This window comes from Marinobacterium alkalitolerans, assembly GCF_017776525.1.
In the GTDB taxonomy this organism is placed as follows: domain Bacteria; phylum Pseudomonadota; class Gammaproteobacteria; order Pseudomonadales; family Balneatricaceae; genus Marinobacterium; species Marinobacterium alkalitolerans.
Genome location: NZ_JACVEW010000003.1, coordinates 74,423 through 88,824, shown reverse-complemented (window position 1 = coordinate 88,824; position 14,402 = coordinate 74,423). Strand labels below are relative to the sequence as shown.

Genomic DNA, 14,402 nt, shown 5'->3' with positions numbered 1-14,402 from the left:
AGAGAGGCTGGGCAGGCTGCAAGTGGTGGTTTTTCTCAATCAGTCTTCGCGGCTGGTGACTTCCAGCAGGTGGTAACCGAACTGGGTCTGAACCGGGCCCTGGACTTCGTTGATCGGGGCGCTGAAGACGACCTTGTCGAATGCGGGCACCATCTGGCCGGGGCCGAAGCTGCCCAGTTCGCCGCCCTGTTGGCCGGACGGGCACTGGGAGTGCTCTTTGGCCAGTGCGGCAAAGTCGGCGCCTGCTGCGATTTGGTCTTTCAGCGCCTGACATTCGGCTTCAGTGCTGACGAGGATGTGACGTGCGCTTGCGCGTGCCATGGGTGCTCTCCTGAACAGTTGAGTAATGAACTTAAGCATAGTGTGTATTCTCGAAGCGGGAGACAGGCATCAGTGGTGATGACCGCCGACCCCGTGGGCATGACCGTGCGCGATCTCTTCATCTGTCGCCGCACGCACATTCACCACTTCGATATCGTAGGTGAGGGTTTTGCCGGCCAGCGGGTGGTTGGTATCGACCAGCACCATTTTAAGCCCGGGTTTGACGACGGTTACCTGACGTGCGCCCTGATCGGTTTGAACCACGGCCACCATACCGGGCTTCCACTGGCGTACCCCCTTGGGCAGGCCTTGCAGATGTTTGATCGGCACCCGCTGTTGCTGGCCTTCATTACGCTCACCGTACGCCTGATCAGGTGTAAGCGTCAGGTGCAGCGTATCGCCCTCAGCCTTGCCTTCCAGTGCCTGCTCAATCGCTGGAATCATGCTGTCATGGCCGTGCAGGTAGGCGATCGGGTCAGCGCCGTAATTGGTCTCGATCTGGGTGTCATCAGCATCGGTCAGGGTGTAGAAGAACTGCACCACGGTGTTATCGGTAATCTGTGTCAATGCGAGCACCTCGTGTAAACGTTACAAAGGCTGAAGTATCCGGGGATCCCGAGGGCTTGGCAAGGCATCAGGCAGGGATCGTTCCCGATTCTGGCTCAGTTGTCATCCAGATTTTATGATCGGCTACTAGCGTGTTCCCGGTTAAACAACCAATAACGGGAACAGCTTGATGAAACGTTTATCCCTTGAGCCACTTCTGGAGCGGGAGGTGGAAGTTCGTGACGTGACCTTCGGTCGGTACAACGAGATCGGTGCCCGCTGCAAAGTGGTGAATACCACGCTGGGTGACTACTCCTATATTGGCGATGACTCGGATGTGATCAACACCGAGATCGGCCGCTTCTGCTCCATCGCCGCCCATACCCGCCTGAACCCCGGCAACCACCCGGTGGAGAAGGCTGCCATGCACCACTTTACCTACCGCAGTTCGCTCTACGGCTTTGGTGAGGACGATGAGAGCTTCTTTCAGTGGCGCCGCGAGCAGCCGGTGTCGATCGGACACGATGTCTGGATCGGGCATGGCGCAGTGGTACTGGCCGGGGTGGACGTGGGCAACGGTGCCGTGATTGCGGCGGGTGCGGTGGTCTCCAGAGATGTGGCGCCCTATACGATTGTCGGCGGTGTGCCGGCCAGGCCGATTCGCAAGCGGTTCAGTGACGATGTCATTGAAGGGTTCGAGCGGCTGGCCTGGTGGGACTGGTCCCATGAGCGTCTGGCCGAGTGCCTGCCGGACTTCCGCTCATTGAGCGGCGAAGCCTTTCTGGCCAAGTATCTGGACTGACATTGGGCCGTCAAAAAAGCGCAACCGTTTCGCAACCAAACGAACATATCTAGACAACCTCAGTGTCACAAAGCCCCTCTAGGATGGCTCGCATGCGATCACAAGAGGGGCAAATCATGCCAGCCATCCAGATTACCAACCTGCAGAAGTCCTTTGGCGAGGCGCGGGTGCTCAAGTCGATTTCGCTGCATGTGGAAGAGGGAGAGATGGTTGCTCTCATCGGCTCTTCCGGGTCCGGCAAGTCCACGTTGATGCGTCACCTGTCCTGCCTGACCCTGGCCGACAAGGGCAGTGACTCCGAAATTGAAGTCCTCGGTACTCCGGTACAAAGCAAGGGCAAGGCCAGCAAGGATATTCGTCGTACCCGAGCACGGGTGGGCAACGTCTTTCAGCAGTTCAACCTCGTTAACCGTCTCAGTGTGCTCACCAATGTGCTTATCGGTGGGCTGAGCCGTGTGCCGGTCTGGCGCAGCATGCTGGGCTGGTTTACCCGCGAAGAAAAGCAGGAGGCGCTTAAGGCGCTGGAGCTGGTCGGGCTGCGTGAACATGCGCTCAAGCGAGCTTCGGAGCTATCCGGTGGTCAGCAGCAGCGTGTGGCCATTGCACGGGCGCTGATGCAGAAGGCCGAAATTATTCTGGCGGATGAGCCCATCGCCTCCCTTGATCCTGAATCCTCACGGTTGGTGATGGAAACTCTGGAGCGGATCAATCGGGAGTTGGGCATCACTGTTGTGGTCACTCTGCATCAGGTGGATTACGCACAGAAATACTGCCGCCGTGCCATTGCGCTGCAAGGTGGCGAAATCTTTTTCGATGGACCGATTACCGCCCTGGATGGGCAGATGCTCAGCCGTCTTTACGGCACTCAAATGGGCTCGGAGCCTGCGTCCGAACCGGTTGCCGACTCTACCCCCAATCCCGCTTACGAACTCAAACCTGCATAACAACCCAGTTTAGGAGCCACAGATGAAACTCAAGAAGCTGTTTTCGGGCATTACTGCTGGTCTGGCCATGGCCGCAGCCTTAACGGGCACTCAGGTGGCCCAGGCCGACGAAATGAAAGCGCTTAACTTCGGCATTATCTCGACCGAGTCTTCTCAGAACCTGCGTACTGTCTGGGAGCCGTTCCTGGCAGATATGTCCGAAGATCTGGGCATGGAAGTCAAACCGTTCTTTGCAACCGACTATGCGGGCATTATCCAGGCGATGCGCTTTGATAAGGTTGATGTGGCCTGGTACGGAAACAAATCCGCCATGGAAGCGGTGGACCGTGCCGGGGGTGAAATCTTCGCACAGACCGTTGATGTATCCGGTAACCCGGGCTACTGGAGCCTGCTGATCGCGCACAAGGACAACGATGCGATCAACAGCGTAGAGGACATGCTGGCCCAGGCCGACACGCTGGCGTTTGGTAACGGTGATCCCAACTCTACGTCCGGTTTCCTGGTGCCCAGCTACTATGTATTCGCCAAGAACGGTGTTGAGCCCAAGAAGGCGTTCAAGCGCATGACCAATGCCGGCCATGAAGCCAACATCCTGGCTGTGGCCAACGGTCAGGTGGATGTGGCGACCAACAATACCGAAAGCCTGGCGCGTATCCAGGTGACTCATCCGGACAAGTTTGATCAGGTCAAAGTCATCTGGAAATCCCCTCTGATTCCGTCCGACCCGATCGTATGGCGCAAGAACCTGCCGGAAAGCGCCAAGTCCAAAATCTATGACTTCTTCATGAGCTACGGCGCCACTGGCGACGCTGAAGAGCTGGCCGTGCTGGAAGACCTCCAGTGGGCACCGTTCAAGTCGTCCAGTGATGACCAGCTGCTGCCGATCCGTCAGCTGTCCCTGTTCAAGCAGCGTGCTTCCATCGCCAACGATGACGGCCTGTCTGCAGACGAGAAAGACGCCAAGCTGCGCGAAATCGACGACCAGCTGGCGGCTCTGAACCGTCGCATGGACGCGCTGGAAGCGGCGTCCGCCAACTGATTGAACCGCTCAACCGGCGCCCTCAGGGGGGCCGGTTATCCTGCATACTGTTAGTCGAGTTCATCTCATGATCGAGTCGAGTGCTCAAAATCTGCCCCTGGAACGCAAACCGTTCAACTGGATCGCTGCAATCAGTTGGGTGGTGTTGTTCTCCCTGTTGAGCTGGGGCTGGGACGCCGCGGAGATTAATCCGCTGGTACTGATCACCGAAAGCGGCAACATGGCCGAATTTGCGGCCGACTTCTTCCCGCCGGATTTCAGTGATATCGGGTTCTACCTGGAAGAGATGGTGATCACCATCCATATCGCCCTCTGGGGCACCGTTCTTTCAATCATTCTTTCCGTGCCGTTCGGCATTCTCAGTTCCGAGAACCTGATGCCGGTCTGGGTGTATCAACCGGTTCGCCGCCTGATGGATGCCACTCGCGCCATCAACGAGATGGTGTTCGCCATGCTGTTTGTGGTTGCCGTAGGCCTTGGGCCTTTTGCCGGTGTGCTGGCGCTGTTTGTGCACACGACAGGGGTACTTGCCAAGCTCTTTTCGGAAGCGGTGGAAGCGATTGACCCGCGTCCTGTCGAGGGCGTTCGCGCTACCGGCGCCAACATGCTGGAAGAGATTATCTACGGCGTGATTCCCCAGGTATTGCCACTCTGGATTTCCTACTCGCTCTACCGTTTCGAGTCCAATGTCCGTTCCGCCACGGTGGTGGGCATGGTCGGTGCCGGCGGTATCGGGGTGATTCTGTGGGAAAGCATTCGCGGCTTTCAGTTTCAGCAAACCTGCGCGGTGATGGTCGTGATCATTATCAGCGTCACGCTGACCGACTTGCTGTCTCAACGGCTGCGCAAGGCATTCATCTGAGATGAATGCGTTCATTAAAGGACTTGTATAGACAAATGGCCTTGTATCGGAAAATCGCAACCCAGTTGCGTGATGAGATTATCACCCAGTACAGCGCCGGTGACCTCCTGCCTCCTGAAAGCCGGCTGGCCGATCGATTCTCGGTCAATCGGCATACCGTCAGGCGGGCCATTGACGAGCTGGTTCAGGATGGACTGGTGCGTCGCTATCAGGGGCTGGGGTGCAAGATCGTGCAGACGCCGATCGACTATGCACTGCATGATCGTGCGGCTTTCTCACACAACCTCAATCAGATCGGGCTGGGGCTGGAGACAGAAATCCTGCGCTGTGCACTGAGCACTCTGCCGGACACCCTGGCTCAGCAACTGGATGTGGCCCCCGGGACTCGGGTCCACGAACTGAAAACCCGTCGTCTGATCGAGGGCGAGCCGGTGTGTTTGATCCGGCACTACCTGTTCGGGCTTCCCGAAGACGGGCTGGATGCCTTTGATGGCGGCTCCCTGCACCAGTTTCTGAGGGATCAGTGGAGTCTCGACCTGCGCCGTGGCACCACACGCCTGAGAGCCCGGATGCCGACCTTTGAAGAGTGCAGCCAGCTATCGATTACCCGGGGCGTTCCGGTCATGGAAGTCCATACCCGCAACCTCTGCCATCGCACGGGCCAGCTGCGTGAATTTTCCATCGCACGCAGCCGCAGTGATCTTTTTGAATACAGCGTGGAACCCAAACCATGAAGACCACTACAGAACAACGCCAGCACTGGATGTCGGTGCTGGCCAAGGCACCACCGGAGACCCTGCTGGGTCTGTCCGAGGATGCCATCAAGGATATCCATTTCGACATCATTCGCGCGCCGGAAGTAGGGCTGACGCAGGTGCGTGCCCGCATGGGCAACCGAGGAGAACGTTTCAATCTGGGCGATATGACCCTGACGCGCTGTGTGGTGCGTTCATCCCTGAATACGGTGGGGCACAGTTACATTGCCGGCCGCGACAAGACGCATGCATTGCGTGCCGCCCAACTGGATGCGCTGTTGCAGGATCCACAAATGGGGGAGGTCCTGATGGAGCGGGTGGTTCAGCCGATCGAATCCATGCTGGCAGATGCACGTGCCAGCAAGCAGCGTGAGACCGATGCCACTCGGGTCGACTTTTTCACCCTGGTCAGGGGGGAGGACTGACATGACCGATAGCCAACTGCAAAAAGGGTTTGAGCAACCGGTGCGCGATGCCCAGCAGGCATTCAGGCAGATTCTGAAAGTGATGAGTGAGCCGGGCGTGATGCGCACGCTTGATCATGCCGGCGCACTGGCGGAACTCTCGCCGGCGGCGCTGACCACGCTGTTGTCACTGATGGATCAGACGACCTCCCTCTGGCTCAGCCCCTCGCTGAACACGGACCCGATTCGCACCAACCTGAGCTTCCACGCAGGCGCACCCTGTGTGAATGATCCGACCGATGCCGATTTTGTCATGGCACGGGCAGGTGAGCTGTGCTCGCTGGAAGGACTCAAGATCGGTGAACCGGAATATCCGGATCGCAGCTGCACCCTGGTGATTCAGCTCGACCAGCTTGAGGCGGGCGATGATCAACCCGATTTGCTGACCCTGAAACTGAGCGGACCCGGAATACCGGGGCAGCGCATGCTCTCTCTGAGCCATCCGGGCGAAGCGCTACTGGCTTATCTGCTGGAACGGCCCGATCCCTTCCCGCAGGGGCTGGATCTGATTCTGGTGAACGGTACTCGGGTAGCCGCCATTCCCCGCACAACCCACGTGGAGGTGATCTGATGTACGTTGCAGTCAAAGGGGGCGAAAAGGCGATTCGTTCGGCCCATGAACTCCTCGCGCGGCGCCGCCGTGGCCGTCAGGATGTGCCTGAACTTGAGGTTTCGCAGGTCGAGGAGCAGCTTTCGCTGGCGGTGGATCGTGTCATGACCGAGGGGTCGGTATATGACCGGGAACTGGCCGCACTGGCGATCAAGCAGGCGGCCGGAGATCTGGTCGAAGCGATCTTTCTGCTGCGTGCCTATCGCACCACGCTGAACCGTTTTTACAGCAGCGAGCCTATCGATACCGATGCCATGGAGGTGGAACGCCGTATCTCAGCCACCTACAAGGATCTGCCGGGCGGTCAGGTGTTGGGGCCAACATTCGATTACACCCACCGCCTGCTGGATTTTGCACTCCTCGCCGAAGGGGAAGTGGAAGCCTCCAATACGGAAGCCGTGGAGGCGCGTGTTGATGAAGCCATGGCTCGGGTGTCCCAACTGCTCGAGCGTGAAGGACTCATGGTGAACGAAGCGGATTCGGGTGCAGAGCCTGCCGATATTACCCGGGAGCCGCCGACCTATCCCTGTGACCGCAGTGCCCGCATGCAGGCACTGGTGCGAGGGGATGAAGGGTTTTTGCTGGCGCTGGGGTATTCGACTCAGCGCGGCTATGGCCGTAACCACCCCTTTGCCGGCGAGATTCGCATCGGCGAAGTGGGTGTGAGCATCGTCCCGGAAGAGCTGGGCTTCGAAGTCGAAATCGGCGCGATCCAGGTCAGCGAGTGCGAAATGGTGAACGGCTTTACCCGACTGGAAGGGGGCGAGGTCAAGTTTACCCGCGGCTATGGCCTCGGTTTTGGCCAGTGCGAACGCAAGGTGATGGCAATGGCACTGGTTGATCGCGCTCTCCAGGCGGCCGAGTACGACGAAGAGATCAAGTCACCGGCGCAGCAGGAGGAGTTTGTGCTGTCTCACTGCGACAACGTGGAAGCCGCAGGCTTTGTATCCCACCTCAAACTGCCTCATTACGTGGATTTCCAGTCCGAACTTGAACTGATACGGCGCATTCGCACGGCGGACGCTGCGGATAACGAGGAGGATCGCTCATGACCAGCTCCCCAGTCAGAGCGGGCTACAACTTTGCCTATCTGGATGAACAGACCAAGCGCATGATTCGTCGTGCGCTGCTGAAAGCAGTCGCCATTCCGGGCTACCAGGTGCCCTTTGGTGGTCGTGAAATGCCCATGCCGTATGGTTGGGGCACCGGTGGCATGCAGGTGACGGCAGCGGTCATCGGTCATGATGACTGCCTTAAAGTGATCGACCAGGGCGCTGACGACACCACCAACGCGGTGAGTATCCGCTCCTTTTTCCGGGATCTGACCGGCGTGGACACCACTGAGGAAACGGAAGCCGCGACCCTGATCCAAACCCGCCACCGAATTCCGGAAAAGCCGCTGCATGAAGGTCAGATCCTGATCTACCAGGTGCCGATTCCGGAGCCGCTGCGTTTTATCGAACCGAGCGAGGTGGAAACCCGCAAGATGCACGCGCTGGAAGATTACGGCGTTATGCATATCAAGCTCTATGAGGATATCGCCCAGTTTGGCCATATCGCCACGGCCTATGCCTACCCGGTGCAGGTGAACGGGCGCTATGTGATGGATCCTTCGCCGATTCCCAAGTTCGATAACCCCAAAATGGATAACTCGCCCGCATTGCAGCTGTTCGGGGCCGGGCGTGAGAAGCGTATTTATGCGATTCCGCCCTACACAGAGGTGCGCAGCCTGGATTTCGAAGATCATCCGTTTGAGGTGCAGCGCTGGGAAGCCAGTTGTGCCATCTGTGGCTCCGAAAGCAGTTTCCTGGATGAAGTCGTGATGGATGATCAGGGCAACCACGAATTCATCTGTTCCGATACCGATTATTGCCGAACGCGTCTGGCTCAACAGGAGGAACGCGCATGATGACCGAGCCTTTGCTGCAGGTGAAGGAGATCACCAAGCTGTATGCCGCGAATAAAGGTTGTGCCAACGTGAGCTTTGATCTTTATCCCGGTGAGGTGCTGGGGATCGTGGGCGAGTCCGGCTCCGGCAAGTCCACCCTGCTGAGCTGCCTGTCCGCTCGTCTGGCGCCGGATAGCGGCACCATCCAATACCGCAACCGGGCAGGCGAGATGCTCGACCTGTATGGCTTGAGCGAGTCCCGCCAACGCCAATTGCAGCGCACCGAGTGGGGCATTGTGCATCAGCATGCCCGCGATGGACTACGGATGGGGGTCTCCGGTGGCGCCAATATCGGTGAGCGCCTGATGGCCACCGGCGAGCGCCATTACGGCAACCTGCGGGCGACCGCTGAACAGTGGATGTCCGATGTGGAACTGGATACCGATCGGATTGATGACAAGCCCACCACCTATTCCGGCGGGATGCAGCAGCGCCTGCAGATCGCCCGTAATCTGGTGACCCACCCACGGCTGGTGTTTATGGACGAGCCGACCGGCGGCCTGGATGTGTCGGTACAGGCGCGCCTGCTGGACCTGCTGCGTCGACTGGTCACCGAACTGAACCTGGCCGTGGTGATCGTTACCCACGATCTGGCGGTGGCGCGTCTGCTGGCGCAGCGCTTGATTGTCATGCGCCGAGGCGAAGTGGTCGAAACCGGCCTGACTGACCAGGTACTGGATGATCCTCAGCACGCCTACACCCAGCTGCTGGTCTCCTCTGTGCTGACCCCCTGATTCTGGAGCGATACAGATGCAAACCATGATTGAAGTAGAGGGGCTCACCAAGGTGTTCACCCTGCACAACCAGGGTGGTATTACGCTGCCCGTGTTCAGTGGAATCGATTTCAGAGCGCGCCAGGGGGAATGTACCGTCCTGTTTGGTGAAAGCGGCTCCGGTAAAAGCACGCTGCTGCGCTCACTGTATGCCAACTACCTGCCCTCCCGGGGGAGTATTCGTGTACGCCATCGGGGTGAAATGGTCGAGCTGACCGGAGCGCCCAGTCAGACATTGCTGGAGATCCGTCGCGAGACCATCGGCTATGTGAGTCAGTTTCTGCGTGTCATCCCACGTGTCTCAACACTGGATGTGGTGGCACAGCCCTTGCGAGAGCGTGGCGTGGATCAGGTGACGGCGCACCAGCGTGCCGGCGAGCTGCTGGAACGTTTGCATATTCCGCAACGGCTCTGGTCACTGCCGCCCGGCACCTTTTCCGGTGGTGAGCAGCAGCGCGTCAATATTGCACGCGGCTTTATCGTCGACTATCCCATCCTGCTGCTGGATGAACCCACTGCTTCGCTGGACCAGCGTAACGCCAGCATCGTGGTCGAGCTGATCCGTGAGGCCCGACAGAACGGCAGTGCGGTGGTCGGTATCTTCCACGATGCCGAGGTGCGCAACGCGGTTGCGGACCGGATTTTCGAAATTGCACCCGGTGACAAAACTCAAGACAAGGCAGTGTCATGATCCTTACCAATGCTCAAATTGTCCTCAAGGACGAAGTGATTAACGGTTCGCTCCATATCAGTGAAGGTCAGATTCAGGCGCTCGACTCCGGACGTGTAAGCCTGCCGGGCGCGGTGGATTGTCAGGGCGGCTACCTGATGCCCGGAATGGTGGAGCTGCACACCGATAACATGGAGAAGCACTTCACACCGCGCCCGGGCGTGGCCTGGCCGGGCACTCAGGCATTCAAGGTACACGATGCGCAGATGATCAGTGCCGGTATTACCACCGTCTTTGATGCCATTTCGGTGGGTGATGTAGTGGAAGGGAGCGAGCGCCTCAACAACCTGAGCCGCATGGCCGAGGCGCTGAATGACAACCGGGAACGGGGTCTGATCCGTGCCGACCATCTGCTGCACCTGCGCTGCGAAGTGAGTCACAAGGATACGCTGCACAACTTCAGGCACCTGCTGGAGGCGCATCCGCCGCAGCTGGTGTCGATCATGGACCACTCGCCGGGTCAGCGTCAGTTTGCCAACATCGACAAGTATCGTCAGTACTACAAGGGCAAGTACAAACTCTCGGACACTGAACTGGAAGCGTTCATCCAGCGCCAGACCGAAGCCAGCCGTATCTACAGTGCCGACTACCGTCGCGCCATCGCCGATATCTGCCTGGATCATGGCATTCCGCTGGCCAGCCATGACGATGCAACGGTGGCGCATGTGGAAGAGTCGCTGCAGCATGGCATGGTGATTGCCGAGTTCCCCACCACCGAAGAGGCCGCTCGGGAAGCCCACCGCCATGGCATGGCGGTCTTGATGGGGGCGCCCAACGTGGTGCGGGGTGGTTCCCATTCCGGCAACGTGGCGGCTCACGCGCTGGCCAGTGAAGGGCTGCTGGATGTGCTCTCCAGTGACTACTACCCGGCCAGCCTGCTCGATGCCGCGTTCAAGCTGGTGAAGGATGAACGCAACCACTATGACCTGCCTGCAGCCACGCGCCTGGTCAGCCAGCGTCCGGCTGAAGCGGCCGGGCTGGAGGATCGTGGTGAAATCGCCATTGGCAAACGGGCGGATCTGATCTGGTGTGAAGGGCTGGAAGATCACGCCCACATCCTTCACGTCTGGAAAGATGGCAACCGGGTATTCTGAGGCGCACATGGCACACCTGTTTTACCTGATGGGACCTTCAGGCAGTGGCAAGGACTCGCTGATCACCGGGCTGCGTGAGCAGCTTGGCGGTCAGGGGCCGCTGCTGTTCGCTCACCGTTACATTACGCGCTGCTGGCAGTCCGGTGGAGAAAACCATGTGGAGCTGTCCGAGCAGGAGTTCGATCAGCGCCTGAGGTCGGGCCTGTTCATGCTGCACTGGAATGCCAATGGTTGCCGCTACGCGGTGGGGCGCGAGGTGGAACACTGGCTGAACACCGGGCATTCGGTTCTGGTCAATGGATCGCGAGGTCACCTCGATGAAGCACGCACCTGCTTTGGTTCGGCGCTGGTGCCGGTGCTGGTTTCAGTAGAAGAAGAACAACTGCGCTCAAGGCTGATGGCAAGAGGGCGCGAGAGTGCGGAACAGATCGAAGCGCGGCTTGAGCGTAATCGACGGTTTCGCCAGCGGCTGGCAGGCGATGCTGAGGTACTCGACAACAGTGGTGACCTGGAGCAGAGCGTCAGTCAGCTGACTCGACTGGTGCAACGCTACAGTGGTGCCTTACACGACGGAGTGCTGGTGGATGCTTGAATTCCAGCTGACGGGGACGGGGAATGCCGGCGGTGTTCCGCTTTGGGGCTGTGACTGCCCGGCCTGCTCTGTTGCACGGCGCGACCCCTCCAAGCGCAGGCAGAGTGCATCTGCAGTGATTCGTACCAACGAAGGGGTGACGCTGCTCGATGCGGGTATCACCGATCTGGCGGAACACTTTCGTTTTGAAGAGGTGGTGCGGGTGTTACTGACCCATTTTCATATGGATCATGTGCAAGGGCTGTTCCCGCTGCGCTGGGCCGAATCGGAGCGAAAAATTCCGGTTTACCGACCGGATGACCCCGAGGGAGCGGATGACCTCTATAAGCATCCTGGTGTGTTCCAGTTTCTGCCCTCTTGCGAACACTTCCGTGAGTTGGACTTCGGTGCGTTTGCTGTCACCCCTTTGCCACTGATTCACTCTCGAGCGACCCAGGGGTTTCTGATTCGTCAGGGGCATTGGCGGCTGGCATATCTCACGGATACCGTTGGGTTGCCGGAGCAAACGCTGGAGTACCTTCAAGCGAACCCGCTGGATGAACTGGTGCTGGATTGCAGTGAGCCCCCTTGCGATACACCACCCCGGAATCACAACGACTTGAATTCGGCGCTGTCGACCTGGCGTGAAACAGGTGCCAGGCGGCTATGGTTGACCCATATTAGCCACCGTTTGGATACCTGGTTGCAGCAGGGGGCCGCCTTGCCTGAAGGCGTGTTTGTTGCCCGTGACGGATTGAGCCTGAGTCCTGACCATGGCGCTTGATGCTCAGCTCGCAATCCTGCTGTCGGTGGCGATGCATGTGACCTGGAATCTGATTGCTCGGCATCAGCCGGCTCATGCGGTGCCGCTCTGGTGGGTGTTGCTCGCACATCTGGTATTGCTGGCGCCCTGGGGCTTCTGGTCTCTGGCTACCCGGGTCGAGTGGAATGCGGAATTCGTCGCGCTGCTCTGCACCTCTGCGGTAGCCAACAGTGTGTATTTTCTGGGGCTGCGGCAGGCCTACCGACAGGCTCCGGCCGCACTCGTGTATCCCCTGGTCAGAAGTTCGCCCCTGCTGATTGCCATCTGGAGCCTGCTGTTGCTCGATGAGCGCCTTACCGCAGCAGCGTGGGCGGGCATCGCCATCAGTGTGGCGGGCTTACTGGTGATGGCACGAAGTGCCGATGGGGGCAGTGATCGGGGCGCTCTGCCCTGGGCCTTTCTGGCCATGTTCGGCACCAGTATCTACTCCATGAGTGACAAGGCCGCCGTACAGCAGCTGCCGGATATGGGGGCAGTGATCGGCTTTGTGTCAGTAGGCTATCTGCTTTCCTGGGTGACGTTGACGCTGCTTCACAGGCGGGAGCAGGGGCGCTGGTGGCCCAAGGCCCGGATTGGGCTTGGGCCCATGGTCATCGGTGGACTCTGCGTCGGTCTGGCCTACGCACTGGTGGTGTATGCCATGCGCAGCCTGCCATCGGCGGTGGTAGTGGCCTATTCCAATGCCGGCATCGTCATCGCAGCCCTGATCTCTATCTTCTACTTCCATGAACGTACCGCCTGGAAACGCCGGCTGGTGGGTGCGATTATCATTCTGGCGGGCATTCTCTGCCTCAAGCTTTCGTCCTCAGCGTAAGGGCGCATTTACGAGCACTCCAGCGCATTCAGTTGTTCAACAAGCCAAAATTAGACTTGTTGGCCCTCTCTACTAGTCTTAACAAGACGCAAAACGTCCATGCATGAGGGGCTTGAAGGGGCCCGCAGCTGTTTTCTTATCAACGGCAGGGAGGCGGCCGACACGGCAACCGACCTTCTCAAGGGAACATGCGGCGTCGTACCCAGCCTTTCATGTGCACTGACAGCGCGCTGGTCACGCATCTGTGGTCAGCAGGCTAAATGTTGAATAAGCCGATTCAGGCAGACGTATACGCAAACGGAGATTCAAACATGTTCAAGAAGATCGCCGGTATTATTGCTCTCTCAGGCGCGATGAGCGTCACGGCACAGGCAGACACCTGGCATATGCCGACGCCCTACGGGGACGCCAACCTGCCGACCAAAATAGCCTATCAATTTGCAGACGAGATCCGAGACAAGACCGGAGGTCAGATCGACATCACCGTGCACTCAGGCGCGTCACTGATCAAACATCCCGAGATCCCGCGCGCCGTGAGAACGGGTCAGGTACAACTGGGTGAGGTGTTCATCGGGGTGATGGGGAATACGCACCCCGTCTTCAAGCATGACAACATTCCTTTCCTGGCAACCAGCTTTGAAGAGTCACAAAAGCTCTGGGAAGCGGCCAAGCCTGAAATCGAGAAACAGCTCGACAAGGAAGGCATGAAGCTGCTCTACACCGTGCCCTGGCCGGCGCAGAGTTTGTATACCAAGTTCCCGGTTAACACCCTGGCAGACCTTGAAGGCACCAAAATGCGTGCTTACAGCCCCTCCACATCACGTCTGGCAGACTTGATGAATACCTCGCCCACCACCGTGCAGGTGCCGGAAATCCCGCAGGCGTTCAGCACCGGCATCATTGACGCCATGATCACCTCGCCCTCAACAGGCGCAAACGGTCAGGCGTGGGACTACCTGACGCACTACACGGATATTTCCGCCTGGATCCCAAAAAATATCGTAGTGGCCAACAAGCGCGCCTTCCGCCGTCTGGATAAGGACACTCAGGAGGCCATTCTGACGGCAGCCGCCAATGCCGAGCAGAAAGGCTGGGAAGGGGTTCGCGAAACCGCCAGGCAGGATACCGAAACGCTGGCAGCCAACGGTATCGTGGTGAGCGAGCCTTCGGATGAACTCATGGCCGAGCTGGAGAAGATCGGTGCCATCATGGTGAAAGAGTGGGAAGCTGAAGCTCCGGAAGAGATTGGCAAGATTCTCGAACAATACCGTCAGTAAATGCTCAGGCCTCCGGGCGCTGTCCGGAG

General features: G+C 58.8%; 18 protein-coding genes. 16 read left to right on the top strand and 2 right to left on the bottom strand.

Features of this window, described 5'->3' with window-relative positions; translation table 11 throughout:
- Window positions 1-39: 39 nt before the first annotated feature.
- Window positions 40-321: a peptidylprolyl isomerase gene (locus tag H9C73_RS02675; protein ID WP_209286239.1), complete on the bottom strand. Its 282-nt coding sequence runs from the start codon at window positions 319-321 to the stop codon at window positions 40-42.
- 69 nt (window positions 322-390) lie between these two features.
- A complete protein-coding gene (locus H9C73_RS02670; protein WP_209286238.1) occupies window positions 391-888 on the bottom strand; it encodes an FKBP-type peptidyl-prolyl cis-trans isomerase in 498 nt (165 codons plus the stop codon).
- A 169-nt stretch (window positions 889-1,057) separates the two neighbouring features.
- Here H9C73_RS02670 and H9C73_RS02665 point away from each other — a divergent pair, with 169 nt between their 5' ends.
- From H9C73_RS02665 to H9C73_RS02590, 16 genes are all read left to right on the top strand, one after another.
- Window positions 1,058-1,669, top strand: coding sequence for a DapH/DapD/GlmU-related protein (locus H9C73_RS02665; protein ID WP_209286237.1), 612 nt, complete (start codon window positions 1,058-1,060; stop codon window positions 1,667-1,669).
- Window positions 1,670-1,761: 92 nt separating this feature from the next.
- On the top strand, window positions 1,762-2,613 hold the full coding sequence (phnC, locus tag H9C73_RS02660) for a phosphonate ABC transporter ATP-binding protein (protein WP_236014045.1): 852 nt from the start codon (window positions 1,762-1,764) through the stop codon (window positions 2,611-2,613).
- Window positions 2,614-2,635: 22 nt separating this feature from the next.
- Window positions 2,636-3,652 carry a phosphonate ABC transporter substrate-binding protein gene (phnD, locus tag H9C73_RS02655; protein WP_209286236.1) on the top strand — a complete coding sequence of 339 codons (1,017 nt, stop codon included), beginning with the start codon at window positions 2,636-2,638 and terminating at the stop codon, window positions 3,650-3,652.
- A 67-nt stretch (window positions 3,653-3,719) separates the two neighbouring features.
- On the top strand, window positions 3,720-4,514 hold the full coding sequence (phnE, locus tag H9C73_RS02650; protein WP_209286235.1) for a phosphonate ABC transporter, permease protein PhnE: 795 nt from the start codon (window positions 3,720-3,722) through the stop codon (window positions 4,512-4,514).
- A gap of 35 nt (window positions 4,515-4,549) precedes the next feature.
- Entirely contained in the window at window positions 4,550-5,248 is a 699-nt protein-coding gene (gene phnF, locus H9C73_RS02645) for a phosphonate metabolism transcriptional regulator PhnF (protein WP_209286234.1), read from the top strand.
- Window positions 5,245-5,694 carry a phosphonate C-P lyase system protein PhnG gene (gene phnG, locus H9C73_RS02640; protein ID WP_209286233.1) on the top strand — a complete coding sequence of 150 codons (450 nt, stop codon included), beginning with the start codon at window positions 5,245-5,247 and terminating at the stop codon, window positions 5,692-5,694. Before phnF ends, phnG begins: the two co-directional genes overlap by 4 nt.
- A gap of 1 nt (window position 5,695) precedes the next feature.
- Entirely contained in the window at window positions 5,696-6,304 is a 609-nt protein-coding gene (phnH, locus tag H9C73_RS02635; RefSeq protein WP_209286232.1) for a phosphonate C-P lyase system protein PhnH, read from the top strand.
- The gene (locus H9C73_RS02630; protein WP_209286231.1) at window positions 6,304-7,395 is read left to right on the top strand and encodes a carbon-phosphorus lyase complex subunit PhnI; all 1,092 of its coding nucleotides are present in this window, start codon (window positions 6,304-6,306) and stop codon (window positions 7,393-7,395) included. The genes phnH and H9C73_RS02630 overlap by 1 nt, the downstream gene beginning before the upstream one ends.
- Entirely contained in the window at window positions 7,392-8,252 is an 861-nt protein-coding gene (locus tag H9C73_RS02625) for an alpha-D-ribose 1-methylphosphonate 5-phosphate C-P-lyase PhnJ (RefSeq protein WP_209286230.1), read from the top strand. Before H9C73_RS02630 ends, H9C73_RS02625 begins: the two co-directional genes overlap by 4 nt.
- Complete coding sequence (phnK, locus tag H9C73_RS02620) at window positions 8,249-9,025, top strand: phosphonate C-P lyase system protein PhnK (protein WP_236014044.1); 777 nt, start codon at window positions 8,249-8,251, stop codon at window positions 9,023-9,025. Before H9C73_RS02625 ends, phnK begins: the two co-directional genes overlap by 4 nt.
- A gap of 16 nt (window positions 9,026-9,041) precedes the next feature.
- Complete coding sequence (gene phnL / locus H9C73_RS02615; RefSeq protein ID WP_209286229.1) at window positions 9,042-9,755, top strand: phosphonate C-P lyase system protein PhnL; 714 nt, start codon at window positions 9,042-9,044, stop codon at window positions 9,753-9,755.
- Window positions 9,752-10,888 (top strand): alpha-D-ribose 1-methylphosphonate 5-triphosphate diphosphatase, encoded by a 1,137-nt coding sequence (gene phnM / locus H9C73_RS02610; RefSeq protein WP_209286228.1) that lies wholly within the window; start codon window positions 9,752-9,754, stop codon window positions 10,886-10,888. The genes phnL and phnM overlap by 4 nt, the downstream gene beginning before the upstream one ends.
- A gap of 7 nt (window positions 10,889-10,895) precedes the next feature.
- Entirely contained in the window at window positions 10,896-11,480 is a 585-nt protein-coding gene (gene phnN, locus H9C73_RS02605) for a ribose 1,5-bisphosphokinase (protein ID WP_209286227.1), read from the top strand.
- The gene (phnP, locus tag H9C73_RS02600; RefSeq protein WP_209286226.1) at window positions 11,473-12,243 is read left to right on the top strand and encodes a phosphonate metabolism protein PhnP; all 771 of its coding nucleotides are present in this window, start codon (window positions 11,473-11,475) and stop codon (window positions 12,241-12,243) included. Before phnN ends, phnP begins: the two co-directional genes overlap by 8 nt.
- Window positions 12,233-13,096, top strand: a complete 864-nt coding sequence (locus H9C73_RS02595; RefSeq protein ID WP_209286225.1) for an EamA family transporter — start codon at window positions 12,233-12,235, stop codon at window positions 13,094-13,096. Before phnP ends, H9C73_RS02595 begins: the two co-directional genes overlap by 11 nt.
- 311 nt (window positions 13,097-13,407) lie before the next feature.
- Complete coding sequence (locus tag H9C73_RS02590; RefSeq protein WP_209286224.1) at window positions 13,408-14,373, top strand: TRAP transporter substrate-binding protein; 966 nt, start codon at window positions 13,408-13,410, stop codon at window positions 14,371-14,373.
- Window positions 14,374-14,402 lie beyond the last annotated feature (29 nt).